The 16,968-nt window shown below is 73.5% G+C and carries 14 protein-coding genes; 12 read left to right on the top strand and 2 right to left on the bottom strand.

Features of this window, described 5'->3' with window-relative positions:
• The first annotated feature begins 95 nt into the window (after positions 1–95).
• The 3 genes from truA to ligA are packed head-to-tail and all read left to right on the top strand — an operon-like array spanning position 96 to position 3,797.
• On the top strand, positions 96–869 hold the full coding sequence (gene truA, locus Q7L65_RS04665) for a tRNA pseudouridine(38-40) synthase TruA (protein WP_304719092.1): 774 nt from the start codon (positions 96–98) through the stop codon (positions 867–869).
• A 7-nt stretch (positions 870–876) separates the two neighbouring features.
• The gene (surE, locus tag Q7L65_RS04660) at positions 877–1,695 is read left to right on the top strand and encodes a 5'/3'-nucleotidase SurE (protein ID WP_304719090.1); all 819 of its coding nucleotides are present in this window, start codon (positions 877–879) and stop codon (positions 1,693–1,695) included.
• Positions 1,692–3,797, top strand: coding sequence for an NAD-dependent DNA ligase LigA (ligA, locus tag Q7L65_RS04655; RefSeq protein WP_304719088.1), 2,106 nt, complete (start codon positions 1,692–1,694; stop codon positions 3,795–3,797). Before surE ends, ligA begins: the two co-directional genes overlap by 4 nt.
• On the opposite strand, the gene Q7L65_RS04650 is transcribed toward ligA, so the two are convergent.
• Positions 3,777–4,418: a TetR/AcrR family transcriptional regulator gene (locus Q7L65_RS04650; RefSeq protein WP_304719087.1), complete on the bottom strand. Its 642-nt coding sequence runs from the start codon at positions 4,416–4,418 to the stop codon at positions 3,777–3,779. The genes ligA and Q7L65_RS04650 overlap by 21 nt on opposite strands.
• Before the next feature lie 196 nt (positions 4,419–4,614).
• Here Q7L65_RS04650 and Q7L65_RS04645 point away from each other — a divergent pair, with 196 nt between their 5' ends.
• From Q7L65_RS04645 to Q7L65_RS04605, 9 genes are all read left to right on the top strand, one after another.
• On the top strand, positions 4,615–5,484 hold the full coding sequence (locus tag Q7L65_RS04645) for a MerR family transcriptional regulator (protein ID WP_304719086.1): 870 nt from the start codon (positions 4,615–4,617) through the stop codon (positions 5,482–5,484).
• Between the two features lie 326 nt (positions 5,485–5,810).
• Positions 5,811–7,136: a nucleotide sugar dehydrogenase gene (locus tag Q7L65_RS04640; protein WP_304719085.1), complete on the top strand. Its 1,326-nt coding sequence runs from the start codon at positions 5,811–5,813 to the stop codon at positions 7,134–7,136.
• A complete protein-coding gene (locus Q7L65_RS04635; RefSeq protein WP_304719083.1) occupies positions 7,136–8,449 on the top strand; it encodes a glycosyltransferase in 1,314 nt (437 codons plus the stop codon). The genes Q7L65_RS04640 and Q7L65_RS04635 overlap by 1 nt, the downstream gene beginning before the upstream one ends.
• Positions 8,446–8,619: a hypothetical protein gene (locus Q7L65_RS04630; protein WP_304719082.1), complete on the top strand. Its 174-nt coding sequence runs from the start codon at positions 8,446–8,448 to the stop codon at positions 8,617–8,619. Before Q7L65_RS04635 ends, Q7L65_RS04630 begins: the two co-directional genes overlap by 4 nt.
• A 2-nt stretch (positions 8,620–8,621) precedes the next feature.
• The gene (gene glmS / locus Q7L65_RS04625; protein WP_304719081.1) at positions 8,622–10,454 is read left to right on the top strand and encodes a glutamine--fructose-6-phosphate transaminase (isomerizing); all 1,833 of its coding nucleotides are present in this window, start codon (positions 8,622–8,624) and stop codon (positions 10,452–10,454) included.
• Complete coding sequence (locus tag Q7L65_RS04620) at positions 10,451–12,373, top strand: glycosyl hydrolase family 18 protein (RefSeq protein ID WP_304719079.1); 1,923 nt, start codon at positions 10,451–10,453, stop codon at positions 12,371–12,373. Before glmS ends, Q7L65_RS04620 begins: the two co-directional genes overlap by 4 nt.
• Positions 12,370–13,365 carry a glycosyl hydrolase family 18 protein gene (locus tag Q7L65_RS04615; protein WP_304719078.1) on the top strand — a complete coding sequence of 332 codons (996 nt, stop codon included), beginning with the start codon at positions 12,370–12,372 and terminating at the stop codon, positions 13,363–13,365. The genes Q7L65_RS04620 and Q7L65_RS04615 overlap by 4 nt, the downstream gene beginning before the upstream one ends.
• A gap of 107 nt (positions 13,366–13,472) precedes the next feature.
• Positions 13,473–14,555, top strand: coding sequence for a LysR family transcriptional regulator (locus Q7L65_RS04610; protein WP_304719077.1), 1,083 nt, complete (start codon positions 13,473–13,475; stop codon positions 14,553–14,555).
• Between the two features lie 57 nt (positions 14,556–14,612).
• Positions 14,613–15,968, top strand: a complete 1,356-nt coding sequence (locus tag Q7L65_RS04605; RefSeq protein WP_304719076.1) for a glycosyltransferase family 39 protein — start codon at positions 14,613–14,615, stop codon at positions 15,966–15,968.
• Here the strand turns inward: Q7L65_RS04605 and Q7L65_RS04600 are convergent.
• Complete coding sequence (locus Q7L65_RS04600) at positions 15,965–16,873, bottom strand: LysR family transcriptional regulator (protein WP_304719075.1); 909 nt, start codon at positions 16,871–16,873, stop codon at positions 15,965–15,967. The two genes, Q7L65_RS04605 and Q7L65_RS04600, sit on opposite strands and share 4 nt — an antisense overlap.
• Positions 16,874–16,968 lie beyond the last annotated feature (95 nt).

Here is a 16,968-nt window from a genome sequence, read left to right as displayed (position 1 = left end):
CGGCCTCGCGTCAGATTGGAGGAACTCGCCAATGGAAGCAAGGCCTCTGGCCGTAGCTTCCACGGGCTCGTCCTTCCGGCGTTGAAGGTTGCTTCGTGAGTGGGCCGCACGTCACCCGCCTCACGCTCGAATACGACGGCCGCGAGTTCGCCGGCTGGGCCACGCAGCCCGGTCGGCGCACGGTCCAGGAAGAGCTGGAACGGGCACTCGCGGTCGTTCTGCGTCGCGGCCCCACCAGCGGCAGCTTCCTCACCGTCGCCGGCCGGACCGACGCCGGCGTGCACGCGCTGGCGCAGGTCGCCTCCTACGAGGGCGCGCTCGTGCCGGCGCACAAGCTCAACACGCTGCTGCCGCACGACGTCGCCGTGATCGACGCGCGCAGCGCTCCGCCGGGCTTCAGCGCGCGCCACGACGCGACCAGCCGCGCCTACCGCTACCGCGTGCTGGCGCGCCGGATGCGCGGCCCGCACGAGCGCGGCAGGGCGCTGTGGCACTCGCGCCCGCTCGACGCCGACGCGCTCGACGCCTGCGCCGCGGCGCTGCACGGGATCCACGACTTCACGGCCTTCACGCCGACCGACACGATCCACACGCGCTTCCGGCGCGAGGTGCGCACCGCGCGCTGGCGCCGGGAGGGCGACGTGCTCGCGTTCGAGATCGAAGCCGACTCGTTCATGCGCAACATGAACCGCGTGCTGGTCGCGACGATGCTGGAGGTCGGCGCCGGACGGCGCACGCTGCGGGACTTCGTCGCGCTGCTGGACGGAGCGCCGCGGGAGCGCGCCGGCGCGACCGCGCCGGCGCACGGGCTCTACCTCGTCGGCATCGGCTACGACGGGCGGCCGGTGCTGGAGCCTTCAATACGATGAGCGCACGATGAAGATCCTGCTGACGAACGACGACGGCATCCAGGCCGACGGCATCAACGCGCTGCGGCGTCACCTGGTCGCGCTCGACGGCGTCGAGCTGCTCGTCGTCGCGCCCGACGGCAACCGCTCGGCGACGGCGCGCTCGATCACGACGCGGCGGCCGCTGTGGGTCGAGGAGGTCGACTTCGAGGACGGCAGCATCGGCTACGCGACCGACGGGACGCCGGTCGACTGCGTGCGGCTGACGCGGCTGGGGCTGGTCGACGGCTTCCAGCCCGAGCTGGTCGTCTCCGGCATCAACCACGGGCTCAACATCGGCGACGACGTGACCTACTCCGGCACCGTCGCGGCGGCGTTCGAGGCGCTGCTGCTGGAGCTGCCCGGGATCGCGGTCTCGCAGCAGTCGACCGCGCGCGAGACCGACTTCCGCCAGGGCGAGGCGTTCGACTTCGAGGCGGTCGCGGCGTTCACGGCGCGGCTCGTCGAGGAGCTGGATTCCGTCCCGCTGCAGCCGGGCATCCTGCTGAACGTGAACGCTCCCGGTACGCATCCGACCGGCGTCGAGGTGACGCGCCTGGGCAAGCGCTTCTACAGGGACGCGCTGGAGCTGGCCGACGAGGAGCACCCGCGCCGCCGCCTGTTCCGCATCTACGGCGACGCCGCCGAGCTGCTCGACGACGACGGCACCGACATCGCGGCCGTCGCCAACGGCCGGCTCTCGGTCACGCCGATCCACTTCGACCTGACGAGCCACGACGGGTTGGAGCCGCTGCGCGGCCACGACCTCGAGCGGCTGATCGCGCCCGCGGCGCGGGAAGTCGAGTGAACGCGAGATCCTCGCCTGACGGCTCGGATCCGGCTGGAAGAACTCGCCTGGCGGCTCGTTCTTCCAGCGGGCGGAACGATCTGCCGGCCCGCGCAGCCGAGCTGCGCAGACTGCTGGAGTACCACGGGCGCCGCTACTACGTCGACGACGACCCGGAGATCGGGGACGACGAGTACGACGCGCTGCTGGACGAGCTGCGCACGATCGAGGCGGAGCATCCCGAGCTGCTGACACCCGACTCCCCGACGCAGAAGGTCGGCGGCGGGCAGGTCGTGTCGGAGCTGAGAAAGGTCAGACACAGACGGCGGATGCTGTCACTGGCCAACGCGCGCAGAGAGGAGGAGCTGCTGGCGTGGGTCGAGCGGATGCGCGCCTTCCTCGCGCGCGAGGGGATCGAGGACCCGGCCTTCGACTACGTCGTCGAGCCGAAGGTCGACGGGCTCGCGATGTCGCTGCACTACGAGAACGGCGTGCTGATACGCGGCGTCACGCGCGGCGACGGCGAGACCGGCGAGGACGTCACGCACAACATCCGCACGATCGAGCAGATCCCCAAGCAGATCGACGGTGCGCCGGCGTGGATCGAGGTGCGCGGCGAGGTCTACATGTCGCTGGCCGACTTCGAGGCGCTCAACACGCGCCGTGCCGAGGCCGGCAGATCGACCTTCATGAACCCGCGCAACTCGGCCGCGGGCACGATCCGCCAGCTCGACGCGCGCCTCGCCGCCGAGCGGCCGTTGTCGATGTGGTGCTACCAGGTCGGCGAGACCGAGGGGATCGCGTTCTCCAGCCACCACGAGGCGCTCGACTGGCTGCACGACCGCGGCTTCCCGGTCAATCCCGACATCGCGCGGCTCAGAACGGCCGAGGAGGTCGTCGCGCGCTGCGAGCAGTGGCAGGAGCGGCGCGCCGAGCTGCCGTTCGAGATCGACGGGGTCGTCGTGAAGGTCGACGACTTCGAGCTGCAGCGGCGCCTCGGCGTCGTCGGTCGCGACCCGCGCTGGGCGATCGCGTGGAAGTTCCCGCCGACGACCGCCGTCACGAGACTGATCGACGTGATGTGGAACGTCGGCAAGTTCGGCACCCTGCACCCGTTCGCGCAGCTGGAGCCGGTCCACGTCGGCGGCGTCACCGTCAAGCTCGCGACGCTGCACAACGAGGAGGACCTCGCGCGCAAGGACGTCCGCCCGGGCGACGACGTGATCGTGCTGCGGGCCGGCGACGTGATCCCGCAGGTGATCTCGCCCGCGCCGCACGTCGCGGAGCGCTCCGATCGCAGCCCGCCGGTGCGCCCGCCCGCGAGATGCCCGATCTGCGACACGCCGACGGTCAAGGGCGAGGGCGTCTTCACGAAGTGCCCCAACCGCGTCTGCCCCGGCCGCCGCTGGCAGCAGCTGCAGAGCTTCGTCGGGCGCGCGGGGATGGACGTCGACGGGATCGGCGAGAAACAGGTCTCGGTGCTGATGGAGCACGGCCTGCTGAGAACGCCCGGCGACTACTACCGCCTGACCGAGGAGCAGCTGGTGCAGCTGGACCGCTTCGGCGAGGTCTCGGCGCGCAACGCGGTCGCGGCGATCGCGGCGTCGAAGCAGCGGCCGTTCGGCAGAGTCCTGTTCGCGCTCTCGATCGAGGGGATCGGGACGGTCACCGGCCGCAACCTCGCACAGCGCTTCCGCACGATCGACGCACTGCTGGACGCGAGCACGGAGGAGATCGCCGGCACGCCCGGGATCGGGCCGATCGTCGGCGAGCTGATCCACGACCAACTGCACGACGAGCGCCTGCGCGCGGTGATCGACGACCTGCGCGCGCTCGGCGTGCGGATGGAGGAGGAGGGGCCGCCGCCCGGCGAGGGGCCGCTCGCCGACAAGGCGATCGTGCTGACGGGCACGCTGCCGACGCTGACGCGCGAGCAGGCGACCGAGCGGATCCTCGCCGCCGGCGGGCGCGTGACGTCGTCGGTGTCGAGAAGAACCGACTACGTCGTCGCGGGGGAGAGAGCGGGGACGAAGCTGGAGAAGGCGGAGCGTCTGAGAGTGCCCGTGGTGGATGAGGCGGGGTTGGAGGCGCTGCTGGAGGGCTCAGCGCCCGAGGCTGGCTGACCAGACGTGCGCGAGCGCGTCGACGACGATCCGCGGCGGCGTGCGGTCGGTGCCGGCGATGTGGGCGTAGAGCGCCTGCTCGGTCATCCAGTGCAGCGCGCGCGACAGCGCGAGCGGGTCGTGGCCGGCGGCGAGGCGGCCGGCCGCCTGCTGCCGGCGCAGGCGCTCCGCGAACGGCCGCACGAAGCGCTCCTCGACGAGCGTGCGCCACTGCTCGCCCAGCTCTGAGTCGTCGCGCAGCGCGCCCTGCGCCACCAGCAGGATCGCGCTGTGGCGCTCCCACAGCTCGACGCTCGCCTCCAGCGCGACGCGGATCGCCGCGTCAGCCTCGAGCTGGCGGTCCGACAGCTGCGCGATCTGCGCGTCGGCGTGCGCGGCGACCTGTTCGAGCATCGCGACGAGGACCGCGTCCTTGGAGGGGAAGTGGTAGTAGAAGCTCGTGCGCGAGACGCTCGCGCGCGCCAGGATGCGGCTGACCGTCAGCCGCTGCAGCAGGCCCTCCGCGAGCAGCTCCTCGGTCGCGCGGAAGACGGCGTCGGGGATCGGCGCGCCGCTGCGCCCGCGGGCCGACGCACGTCGCCCTGTGTCTATGTCCGGCCTGTCGCTCTCGATGCTGCTCACATCCCGCTGAGCCTGTCGCGATGACCGCCGACGCGCCCGGTCGGATCATAGTGGGCGATCCGTCGGTTTCGCGAGCTTTGAGCAGCCTTCGACAATCTCGTACTCATGCCGAACACATACGGAGATTTTGTCCGTACAGATCAGTGCTTACAATCCTGAACTCGGGGTGCCTGAAGCGGGGGTTGGAACGGTCAGCGTGGAATATCTCAAGGTCCGGGAGGCCGCCAGGCGGCTCAACGTCAGTCCCAGCACGCTGCGCGCGTGGGAGCACCGCTTCGGCTTTCCGCGGCCGGATCGCTCTCCGGGCGGGCACCGTCTGTATCGCCACGCCGACATCGCCGCGCTGCGCGACGCGCTGGAGCAGGGGCTGTCGATCTCCTCCGCGATCTCGCGTGTGCGGCAGGGCGACATGTACGACGCGCCGTCGCTGGTCGGGCCGCTGTGCGCGTTCGACGGCGATCGCGCGGGACGGGTGGCGGAGGGCGCGCTCGCGGTCCGCTCGCTGGAGCGGGCCGTCGAGGAGGTGCTGCTGCCGGCGCTGGCGGAGGTCGGCGAGCGCCACGGCGCCGACAGCGTCGAGTGGGCGTTCGCGGCCTCGTGGACCGGCGAGTGGCTGCGCTGGGCGCGACGGCTGGCGACGCAGGGGCCGCGCAGCACGCGCCTGCTGATCGCCGACGCGACGGCGCACGAACTGGACGCCGACGCGATCCAGCTGCACGCGCTGCAGCTCTTCTGCGCACGCAGCGGGGCGCAGCTGCTGACCGTGCCGGTGCGCTCGACGCGCGGGCTGACGGCGGCGGTCGAGCTGTTCAGACCGAGCGCGCTGGTGATCGCCGGCGGCGCTGCCAGCGACGACGAGGTCGCGCGCTTCGCCTATGCAGCGCGGGCCGGCACGGCGCGCCCGGTCGCGCTCTTCCGCTGCAGGCTGCGCGGGCGCTCCGCGGGCGTCGAGCAGCTCGACCCCGCTGCGCTCGCCGCCCACTGGCAGCTGCTCGCGCTGCTGCAGGGCGAGCAGCCGGCGGCATGGCAGCAGCGCGGCGAGCTGCCGCCGGCCGTCAGCGGCTGAGCGGCGCGCACGGACGAGCGGCGCGCCCGGACGAGCGGCGCGCCCGCCTGAACGCTCGCGCCCCCGCTGAACGGAGCCGTCAGGCGTCCTCGCATGTTGGTCATGCGAGACGCGAATGATCGCGGGCGGCGGCGCGGAGCGCCCGTGGTCACGCGGCGCGCCGGTTACAGGTGCGTCGACCGCGGCGGTGGTGCGCGAGCGAGCGGCTAAAGCGTGCGGCGGTGGCGTGTACTTCTTGCGGCGCGTCGGCAGTGCGGGTTCACCGCTCGCCCCCGGCGCGTCGCACCGCTCCTCTCTCTTCACCTGCCACCACAGGAGGCACTGCCATGCCGGAAGCACGCGTCCTCGAGGTCGAAGCGCCCGCTGCCCGCGTTCCCGTCACTCGCGTCGAGACCGCGCCCGCGACGATCGCGGTCGTCGGGCTCGGCTACGTCGGGCTGCCGACGGCGCTCGCGCTGCACGCGGCCGGTGCGCCCGTGATCGGGATCGACGTGAGCGAGCGGCGGCTGCTCGCGATCCGCTCCCGCGACGTCGACCTGCCGAGGACCGACGTGCTGCGGCTGGAGGGCGCGCTCGGCGACGGGCGGCTGCGGCTCAGCTCGATCCCGGCCGCCGTCGCCGCCGCCGACGCGGTGATCGTCTGCGTGCCGACGCCGGTCGACGAGCAGCGCCGCCCGCATCCGGCCGCGCTGCGGGCCGCCTGCGCCAACGTCGTCGCGCACGCGCGCGCCGGGCAGACGATCGTGCTGACCTCGACGACCTACGTCGGCTCGACGCGCGAGTTGCTCGTCGAGCCGCTCGCCGAGCGCGGGCTGCGCGCCGGCGAGGACGTCTTCGTCGCGTTCGCGCCGGAGCGGATCCTGCCGGGCGACCCGACCGTCCAGCAGCGCGCGGTGCCGCGCGTCGTCGGCGGCGCGACCGCACGCTGCACGGCGCGCACGCGGGAGCTGCTGGCGCCGACCGCCGACCGCATCCACACGGTCTCCTCGCTGGAGGCTGCCGAGCTGACGAAGCTCTACGAGAACACGTTCCGCGCGGTGAACCTCGCGTTCGCGAACGAGATGGCGGGCGTCAGCGCGCACCTCGGGATCGATCCCGTCGAGGTCGTCGACGCGGCGGCGACGAAGCCGTATGGCTTCCTCGCGCACTACCCGGGGCCGGGCGTCGGCGGGCACTGCATCCCGGTCGATCCGTACTACCTGCTGGAGCCGCTGCGCGGCGACGGCGTCGCGGCGCCGATCGCCGAGCAGGCGATGGCGGCGATCGAGGCGCGGCCCGGCGCGGTCGCCGAGCGCGCGCTGTCGCTGCTGCGCGGGCGTGGGATCGCGTGGGACGAGGCGACCGCGCTCGTCGTCGGGATGGCCTACAAGCCCGGCGTCGCCGACGCGCGCGAGTCACCCGGGCTGGCGATCGCCGAGCAGTTGCACGGCGCCGGCGTCGACGTCGCCTACCACGACCCGCGCGTGGCAGAGGTGCGGCTGGCGGGCGAGCGCGTGCTGCGCTCGGTCCCGCAGCCGACGCCCGCGCCGTTCGACCTCGTCGTCGTGACCGCGCTGCACGACGGCGCCGAGCGCGCGTGGCTGGACGACTGCGAGCACGTCCTCGACGCGACCTACCGCGTCCGGCTCGGCCGCAACCGGCACCTGGTCTGATGGCTCCGACCCTCGCCGATCGCCTGGTGCGGATCCTCGCCGCCGCCTACCTCGTGCTGCTGTTGACGCTCGCGGTCGTCTACCACGGGCTGTGGTTCGACGCGGTCGCGGGCGATGCGATCTTCGCCGCGTACGGGGTCGTCGTCGTGACCTACATCGTCAGCCGCTTCGTGCTGTCGCTGCCGTACAAGCCGCCGGCCGACGTCGGCCACCAACCGCACGTCGCGATCGTGATGCCGGCGTTCAACGAGGAGGCGGTGATCGCGCGCTCGCTGCGCTCGCTGCTAGCGCTCGACTATCCGGTCGACAAGCTGGAGCTGGTCGCCGTCGACGACGGCTCGACCGACGCGACGCTCGCGCGGATGCGCGAGGTCGCGTCGCAGGAGCCGCGCGTGCGCGTGATCGCGCTCGGTCACAACCAGGGCAAGCGCGCCGCGATGGCGGCCGGGATGCGCGCGACCGACGCGGAGATCCTCGCGTTCGTCGACTCCGACAGCTCGGTCGAGCCGGATGCGCTGCACAAGCTCGTGCAGGCGTTCGCACAGCCGCGCGTCGGCGCCGTCTGCGGCCATGCCGACGTCGCCAACGTCGACGAGTCGTGGCTCACGCGGATGCAGGTCGTGCGCTACTTCGTCGCGTTCCAGGTCGTGAAGGCGGCCGAGTCGGTCTTCGCCTGCGTCACCTGCTGCTCGGGCTGCTTCTCGGCGTACCGGCGGGAGGCGATCCTGCCGCACCTCGACTGGTGGGAGCACCAGACCTTCCTCGGCTCGCCGGCGACGTTCGGCGACGACCGCGCGCTGACGAACCTCGTGCTGCGCGACTGGAAGGTCCGCTATGCCGCCAACGCCGTCTCGCACACGGAGGTTCCAGCGCGGACAAAGCAGTTTCTCGTGCAACAGCTGCGTTGGAAGCGGTCGTGGACGCGTGAGTCGCTGATCCTCGCACGCTTCGTCTGGCGCAAGCATCCGGTCGCGGCGCTGTCGGCGTACGTCGGGATCGCGATCGCGCTGGTCGCGCCGATCGTCGCGCTGCGGGCGCTGCTGTGGCTGCCGCTGGTGGAGGGGACCGGGGCGCCGCTCGTCTACGCCGCCGGGATCTACATGCTCGCGGTCGCCTACGGCCTCTACTACGTCGTGCGCCAGCGCCGCTACGACCCGCGCTGGGTCTACGGCATCTTGTTCTGCTTCTTCTACCTCGCCTTCATGCTGTGGCAGACCTACTGGGCGATCCTCACGGCGCGCAGCTCGTCGTGGGGGACGCGGCCGTCGACCGCCGGCAAGCAGCCGCTGCCGGAGCTGGAGACGGCGGCATGAGGCGCCGCCTTCGCCGCGCGGCCGCGTTCACGCTCGTCCCGCTGTCTGCGCTGCCGCTCCTCGCCGTCGCGCCGCTCGTCGTGCCCGCGGCGCAGCACCGCGTCAACGAGCTGTTCGGGTCGGCGCCGGCCCACCACTCCGTTCCCCAGACCCCCGAAGGGAAGCGATAGCCATGTGCGGAATCGTCGGCTACGTCGGCAACCGTCCCTGCATCGACCTGCTGCTCGACGGCCTCGAACGACTGGAGTACCGCGGCTACGACTCCGCCGGGGTCGCGCTGCTGGACGACGATGCGGCGCTCGCGCTGCGGGTGCGCAGCGTCGGCGGGATCGCGGAGCTGCGCGGCGCGGTCGCGCGGCACCCGGACGCGGAGGCGCTGCAGGCGTCGCGGACCGGCATCGGCCACACGCGCTGGGCGACGCACGGGCGCGTCAGCGAGGGCAACGCGCATCCGCTCAGCGACGACGGCGAGCGCGTGCAGATCGTCCTCAACGGGATCGTCGAGAACCACGTCGCGCTGCGCTCACAACTGCGCCGCGACGGCGCCGTCTTCTCCTCCGAGACCGACGCCGAGGTCGTCGCGCACCTCGTCGCCGGCGCCCTCGACCGCGGCCTGGCGGAGGCGGTGCGGCACGCGATCGCACAGCTCGACGGCCACTTCGCGTTCGTCGCGACGAGCCCGCAGGAGCCGGGCGTGCTGGTCGGCACGCGCCGCGCCTGCCCGCTCGTCGTCGGCTACGGCGACGAGGAGCGCTTCCTCGGCTCCGCGCTCGTCGGCCTGCCGGACGACCTGCGCGGCGCGCACGCGCTCGACGACGACACGGTCGTGGTCGCGCGCGCGGACGGGTTGCAGGTGCTCGACGCGCGCGGCGGGATCGTGCAGCCGCGCCAGCTGCTGCTGGCGGACGCCGGCGCGCACGCGCGCCCGAGCCGCAACGGCCACGACTCGTTCATGCTCGCCGAGATCGAGGAGCAGCCGCAGGCGCTGCGGCGAACGCTGCGCGCGCAGGCGGCGGCGGGGTGGGATGTCGGACCGCTCGCGCGCGCCCGGCGCGTGTCGCTGATCGCCTGCGGGACCTCCTACCACGCGGGGCTCGTCGGGCGCTATCTGCTGGAGACGTGGGGCGGGGTGCGCGCGGAGACGGACGTCGCGTCGGAGTGGCGCCATCGCGACCCGGACGTGGGACCGGGCGACGTCGTGCTGGGGATCACGCAGTCGGGCGAGACGGCCGACACGCTCGGGGCGCTGCGGGTGGCGCGCGAGCGCGGCGCGCACGTGCTTGGACTGACGAACGCGAGCGGCTCGCAGATCACGCGCGAGGCCGACGCGACGGTGCTGACCGACGCCGGGCCGGAGGTCAGCGTCGCGGCGACCAAGACGTTCGTGACGCAGGTCGCGGCGCTGGCCGGACTGTCGCTGCGGGTCGGGCTCGCGCGCGGGACGCTGACGCCCAGCCGCGCGGCGCTGCTGCTGGACGAGCTGGAGCGGCTGCCGGACGTCGTCGAGGCCGCGCGCGCGGCCTCGGCCGCGCCGATCGAGCGAGCGGTCGAGCGCTGGAGCGACGAGGGCTTCTTCCTCTTCCTCGGGCGCCACGTCGGGCTGCCGGTGGCGCTGGAGGGGGCGCTGAAGCTGAAGGAGGTCGCCTACGTCCCGTCCGACGCCTACGCGGCGGGGGAGATGAAGCACGGGCCGATCGCGCTGCTGCGCGAGGGGACGCCGGTCGTGGTCGTCGCGACCGACTCGCCGGTGCTCGACAAGCTGCGCTCCAACGTCGCCGAGGTCCGCGCGCGCGGTGCGCACGTGCTCGCGATCGCGACCGAGGGCGCGGCCGGCGTGATCGCCGACGAGGCCGACGAGCTGGTGCTCGTGCCGCCGACCGATCCGCTGCTGTCGCCGGTGCCGGCGACGGTCCCGCTGCAGCTGCTCGCCTACGGCATCGCCCGCGCCCGCGGCCTCGACCCCGACCGGCCGCGCAACCTCGCGAAGACGGTGACGGTCGAATGACGCGGTTGGGATGGGTCGCGATCGCGACGACGGGAATCGCGCTCGCACTCGGATCCGGTGCAGGTTCGGCGACTGCTGCCAGAAGACATCAGGCCGAGCATCCTCGCCATGCGCAGAAGCAGAAGGCCGCCCCCTTCCGCTGCGCCGCCGTCAGACCCGCGCGGCTGCAGTTCAGACGGCAGCTCGGGGAGACCAGCGGGACGCTCAGCTGGAGCGTCCCGCGCAGCGCGGCGACGCGCGCGAGAGGCAGACGCGCCGCCGCGTGGCGCGTCAGCCGCGACGGCAGAGTCGTCGTGCAGACGACGAAGCGCACGCTGAAGGTCAACGTCGCGTTCGACCAGCGCCACCGCTTCGTCGTGACCGCGCTCGACAGCAGACGGCGCGCGCGCAGATGCAGCGCGGCGGCGCGGGTCGAGGTGCGCTACCGGATGCCGGGCGCGCCGCGCTTCCTCGCCGTCAGCGGCGACGAGAGCGGGCTGCTGCTGACGTGGCAGCCGGGCGAGCAGGGCGACGGCGGCCGCGGCGGCTACCGGCTGCTGCGCGACGGCGTCACGGTCGGGCAGACCAACGGCACGAGCTGGAGACTGGCCGCGGCGCCCAACCGCACGTACAGCTTCGCGGTCGTCGCCGTCGACGGCCGCGGCCGCACGAGCGCGCCGACGGCGCCCGTCACGACGACGACGTCGCACGCGCCGCCGACGCCGCCCGGCGGCCTGCAGGCGGTCTCCGTCTCCGAGAACGCGATCGGCGCGTCGTGGCAGCCGAGCACGGTCAGGGCCGGCCGCGTCACGGGCTACCGGATCCTGCGCGACGGCGTCGTCGTGCGCCAGCTCGACGCGACCTCGACGGTGCTCGACAACCTCGCCCCGAGCACCGACTACCGCGTCTCCGTGATCGCGATCGACGACAGCGGCTACGCGAGCGAGCCCGCGGTCGCCGACACGCGCACGCAGGACCCGGTCCCGACGAGCGGCCACGCGCACGCGTTCCTGCTCGCCTCGACCGACCAGAGCTTCGCCGACTTCCGCGCGCACTACCGCCAGATCGGCGTCGTGCACCCGACCTACTTCGACTGCACCGCCGCCGTCGCGTTGGAGGGCAAGGACGATCCGCTCGTGACGCAGTGGGCGCAGGCGCGCAGCGTCACGGTGCTGCCGCGGATCAACTGCCAGCGGACCGCCGTCGTGCACAGAATCCTGACCGACCCGGCGACGCGCGCGAGCTGGCTGGACCAGCTGACCGCGCTCGCCGCCGACCACGCCTACGACGGGATCTCGCTCGACTTCGAGGCCGGTGCCGCGAGCGATCGCGCGGCCTACACGGCGTTCGTGCAGGAACTGGCGCAGCGGCTGCACGCGGCCGGACGCAGACTCGCGCTGTCGGTCTCGCCGAAGGTCAGAGACATCCTCACGCACCCGCGCTCGGGGATCTTCGACTACCCGCAGCTGGCGCAGAGCGCCGACTACCTGTTCCTGATGGCGTGGGGGATCCACTGGTCGACCTCGGACCCGGGGCCGCAGGACGACATCGGCTGGGTGCGGCAGATCGTCGACTACGTCGCGACGATCCCGCAGCACGAGAAGTTCATCTTCGGGACGAACCTGTACGGGCTCGACTGGCCCGGCGGCGGCGGGCCCGGCAACACCGCCACGGCGTACGAGTACCAGGACCTGACCCCGCTGCTGCAGGCGGCGAACGCGACGGTGCGGCTCGATCCGCTGACCGACAACAACCAGGCGCTCTACACGGACGCCGCGGGGGTCGCCCATGAGGTCTGGTTCCCCGACGCCGACACGACGGCCCGGCGGATCCGGCTCGCCGAGCAGGCCGGGCTCGGCGGCGTCGGCTTCTGGCGGCTCGGGCGCGAGGACCAGCGGATCTGGGACGACCCGCTGCTGGCGCCCGGAGCGAGCTGGTGAGGACGGCGCTGGCGACCGTGACGCTGATCGCGGCGGTGACGGCGGCGGGGCTGGCGCGCGGGGCGCTCGGCCCCGCGCCGGCGCCCGCCAAGCCGCCGGCGCGCGTGTTCGCGTTCCTCTCGCGCGCCGACGGGCTCGAGCTGACGCGGCTGGCGCAGGTCGGCAAGCGCATCAGCGTGCTCGCGCCGAACTGGTACGAGGTCGACGTCGACACCGAGGCCCTGCACGAGCCGTGGCAGCCGCGGCCGGTGCTGGAGGCCGCGCGCAGAGCGGGAGTGCCGGTCTGGCCGGTCGTCAACGCTCGCACCGGCGGCTCGGCCGCGATCGCGGATCCGGCCGCGCGGGAGCGGCTCGCGCGGTTGATCGCGGAGGTGGCGGCCGACGGCCGCTACGCCGGCATCACGCTCGACGTCGAAGAGCTGCTGCCGACCCAGCGCGACGACTACAGCGCGTTCGTGCAGCGGCTCGCGGCGCTGCTGCACGGCGCTGGGCGGCGGTTGGCCGTGTACGCGCCGCGTCCGGCGAGCGCCGGCTCCGCGCTCGCGTACGACCTGCCGGCGCTGGCGAAGGCGGCCGACCTGCTGCTGGTCGCGACCTACAACGAGACCGGGCCGAACGCCCCGCCCGGCCCGCTCGACTCCAGCGCCGGCTTCGACAGCGTGCTGCGCGGGACCGCGGCGGTGTCGCGCACGAAGGCGGTCCCGATCCTCGGCGCATTCGGCTACGTCTGGCGGGCCGCCGGCGGCCCGGGGCAACTCGTCTCGACCGTCGACGCCGACCGCCGCTGGGAGCGCTGCGGGACGGCGCGCACGATCGCGGACGGCAACGCGTCGTACACCTGCGGCGACGAGACCGTCTACCACGCGACCGCCGCCGGCCTGCGCGCTCGCGCGCGTGCCGCCGGCGCGGCCGGCTTCCGCTGGGTCGCGCTGTTCTCGCTCGGTCGCGAGCCGCGCTCGTTCTGGGACGGCATGGCGGCGGTGCGGAGATGACGGCGAGTTGCAGCAAGGTTGCAGCACGCCCTCGCGGAACGTCGACAAATCCGCCCGCGCAACAGTTCGACAGCGGCCCGTCGCGGGGGATCGCCTACGTTCGCCCGATGGCGACGCCCATCCGAGCAGTCACGACGGCGCCCGGCGCCGACACTGCCGCGCAGGACCGCGCGGCGTCCGACCGCGCGTCCGACTCCGCCACGCCCGACCGCGCGGCGTCCGACTCCGCCACGCCCGACCGCGCGGCGCCGTTCGAGCCGCGCCATCTCGCGGCGCTCGTGGCGGTCGCGAAGACGGGCTCCTTCCGCGTCGCGGGGACGCAGCTGGGCTACGTGCAGTCGGCCGTCAGCCGCCAGATCGCGACGCTGGAGGAGGCCGCCGGGACGCGGCTGGTCGAGCGCGCCCGCGGCGGCAACGAGGTGCATCTGACACAGGCCGGCGAGGTCCTGCTGACGCACGCCGAGGCGCTGCTGGCGCGCCAGACGGCCGCGCGCGCCGACCTGCAGCAGCTGGCGCAGGGAGAGACCGGGGCGGTGCGGGTCGGGGTGCTGCAGGGCGTCGGGCACCGCGTGCTGCGCAGCGCGCTGGCGGTCTACCGGCAGCGGCGGCCGGGCGCGCGCGTGGAGGCGAGCGAGTACCCCGCCGACGCGCCGCTGTTCGAGCTGGTCGAGCAGGGACGGCTCGACCTCGGCCTCGCCGGGATGCCGCTGCCCGACGGACCGTTCGCGCGCCGCAACCTGCTGCGCGTGAGATGGGTGCTGGCGATGCCCGCGCACTGGCGGATCCCGCGCCACGACGGCGTCGTGCGGCTTCCCGACCTCGCCGGGCAGCCGCTGATCGGCCGCCACGACGAGCGCACCGGTCCGTCGCTGGAGGGCCAGTTGCGGGCCGCTGGGACGGAGCCGAACGTCGTCTTCCGGACCGACATCGACGAGACGATGCGCGGGCTCGTCGCGGCTGGCGTCGGCGCCGCGCTGCTGCCGCGCGTGAGCGTGCACGAACGCGACGCGACGATCGCCGTGGCGCCGCTGGAGGACGTCGCGCTGACGCAGGTCGTCGGGCTCTTCTGGCACCGCGAGCGGCTGCTGTCAGCGGCGGCGGTCGAGCTGCGGGGGATCGTGAGCGAGGTCTGCGGGCGAATCGAGCCTGGGGAGGCGGGCGACGACGGCGCGGCAGAGGCCGCGGCTTAGTCGGCGCAGCACCGACTTCCTGCGCAACATCCTCCGGCAGGTACCGTTCAGGGTCGTATGGGAACCGGGGTGATCCGCGCGGCGAGCGTGAGCTGGTGGACGCGGGTGCCGGCGCGCTGGCAGGTCGCCGGCGTGCTCGCGCTGCCGTATCTGTTCACCGTCGCGATCCTGCGCGGGTTGACGGTGACGATGCCGACCTACCACGGCGGCGACGAGCTGACCTACCACCTGCCGACGATCCGGCAGTTCGCCGACCAGTTCCCCGGCGTCGACCTCGTCAACTATCCGGCAGCGCAGACGCCGCTCTACCACCTGCTTGTCGCGATCTGGGGCGACGTCGTCGGGATGGAGCTGTGGAAGCTGCGGATCGTCGGGCTGGTCGCGTCCTACGGCGTGACGCTGGTGCTCTACCGACTGCTGCGCCGCCACGTCGCACTCGCGCGCTGGCCCGCGGTCGGCCTCGCGCTCGTCTTCACGCTGTCGCCGTACGTCTTCGGCCAGTCGTTCATCCTCGTGACCGACAACCTCGGCCTGCTGTTCGCGCTGCTGGCGATCGACCGCTTTCTCGCGTTCTCGCAGGACAAACTTCGATTGGACGCATTCGCCCTCGCCTGCCTGTGGGTCGCGCTGGCGCTGCTGACACGGCAGTCCTACGTCTGGCTCGGGCTGTTCGGCGGCGTCTGGCTGCTGTCGCGGCCGGGCGTCGACCTGCGCCGGGTCGCGTACGGGCTCGGGCTGCTCGCGCTCGCGGCGGTGCCGTTCGCCGCGCTCGTGATCGCGTGGAGAGGGATCGTCCCCGTCGGGGCCGACCCTGCGTCGTGCGGCCTCTGCGCGCCGCAGGAGGGCAGGCTCGGCTGGCGCGACGCGTCGCCGCTGCGCTCGCCGCTGTTCACGCTCGCGGTGCTCGGCGTCTACAGCCCGCTGCTGTTCTGGCGCCCGCTGCTGGACGGCCTGCGCGCCCACCGCGACGAGCTGCGGCCGTGGCTGCTGACCGCCGCGGCCGGTGCGGCGGTGGCGCTGGTCGTGCTGCTGGTCGTGCCGCTCTCCTACGGCAGGGGCGACGAGGGATATCTGTGGCGCGTCTCGCGCTCCGGCCCGCAGCTGCTCGACACCGCATGGCTGTTCTGGATACTCGTGCCGCTCGGCAGCGCGTTCGCGGCGCTCGGCGTGCGCCGCTACGGCTGGCGCTCGCTGCCGGTCGTGCTGTTCGCCTGCTTCCTCGTCGCGCAGCTCGCGACGCGGCTGCCCTACCAGAAGTACTTCGACCCGTTCGTCCTGCTCGTCTGCCTGTTCGCGCTGCGCCCGTCGGACCTGCGCTCCTGGCGCGACGCGCTCGGCCCCGTCGCGATCGTCGCGCTGTCGCTGCTGTACATCGGCGCGTTCGCAGCCGGGCTGATCCTGGTGGAGAGCTAGAGGGCGCTCACCAGCGCGCGCCCGTTCGCGACGACGTATTCGCGGAAGGTCTCGGTCGCGGGCGAGCGGTAGCGGTTCTTCTCCCAGGCGAGGCCCAGCTCGCGGGCGGCGCCTCTGTCGGCCAGCTGGAGATGTGGCGTGGCGGGATCGGCGATCGCCGCGCCGGCCGACTGCGGCGGTGGCAGCAGCGAGACGCCGAGTCCGGCCGCGACGAGGCCGCGCAGCGTGCCGATGTCGTCGCCCTCGAACGCGATCGTCGGGTTGATCCCGGCGCGCTCGCACAGCTCGTCGGTGAGGCTGCGCAGGCCGTACGCGGGCTTCATCACGATGAAGCGGTCCTCGCCGACGTCGGCGACGCGGACGCGTCTGCGGCCCGCGAGCCGGTGGCCCGGGGGCACCACCAGCCGCAGCGGCTCGCTCGCGAGCGCGTGCCAGCCGATCGCGGGGTCGTCCGGGCGCGGGCTCGTCAGCACGAGGTCCGCGCTGCCGCTCTGCAGCGCGTGCAGCATCTCGCCCGCGCTGTCCTGCGCGAGCTGCAGCGTGACGCCGGGGTGCGCGGCGCCGAAGCCGCGCAGCAGCGCCGGCACGAGCCAGCTGCCGAGCGTGTGCAGGAACGCGAGCACGACGGTGCCGCTGCCGCTGGCCCCGGTCGCCGCGGCCAGCTCGTCGCGGCCGGCGTCGAGCAGCGCGAGCGCGCGGCGGGCGTGCTCGAGGTAGAGGCGGCCGTAGCGGTTGAGCCGCACCCGCCGCCCGTCGCGGTCGAACAGCGGCACGCCGACGTCCGCCTGCACGCGCGCCAGCGCCCGCGACAGCGCTGGTTGGCTGACGTGCAGCTCCGCCGCCGCGGCGGTCACGTGCTCGCCCTCGGCGACCGCGACGAACCAGCGCAGCTCCTCGAAGGTCATGGGGTCCCGAGCGGAGCCATCTCACAGATGCTCGCACAGCATCGATTCATCGTCAATCATGCATTGGACACATCCATGCGCCCGTCCTACCTTGT

This window comes from Conexibacter sp. CPCC 206217 (assembly GCF_030646165.1).
GTDB lineage: Bacteria > Actinomycetota > Thermoleophilia > Solirubrobacterales > Solirubrobacteraceae > Conexibacter.
The sequence above is the reverse complement of the archived record's forward strand: the minus strand, read 5'-3'. Positions and strand labels throughout refer to the sequence as shown.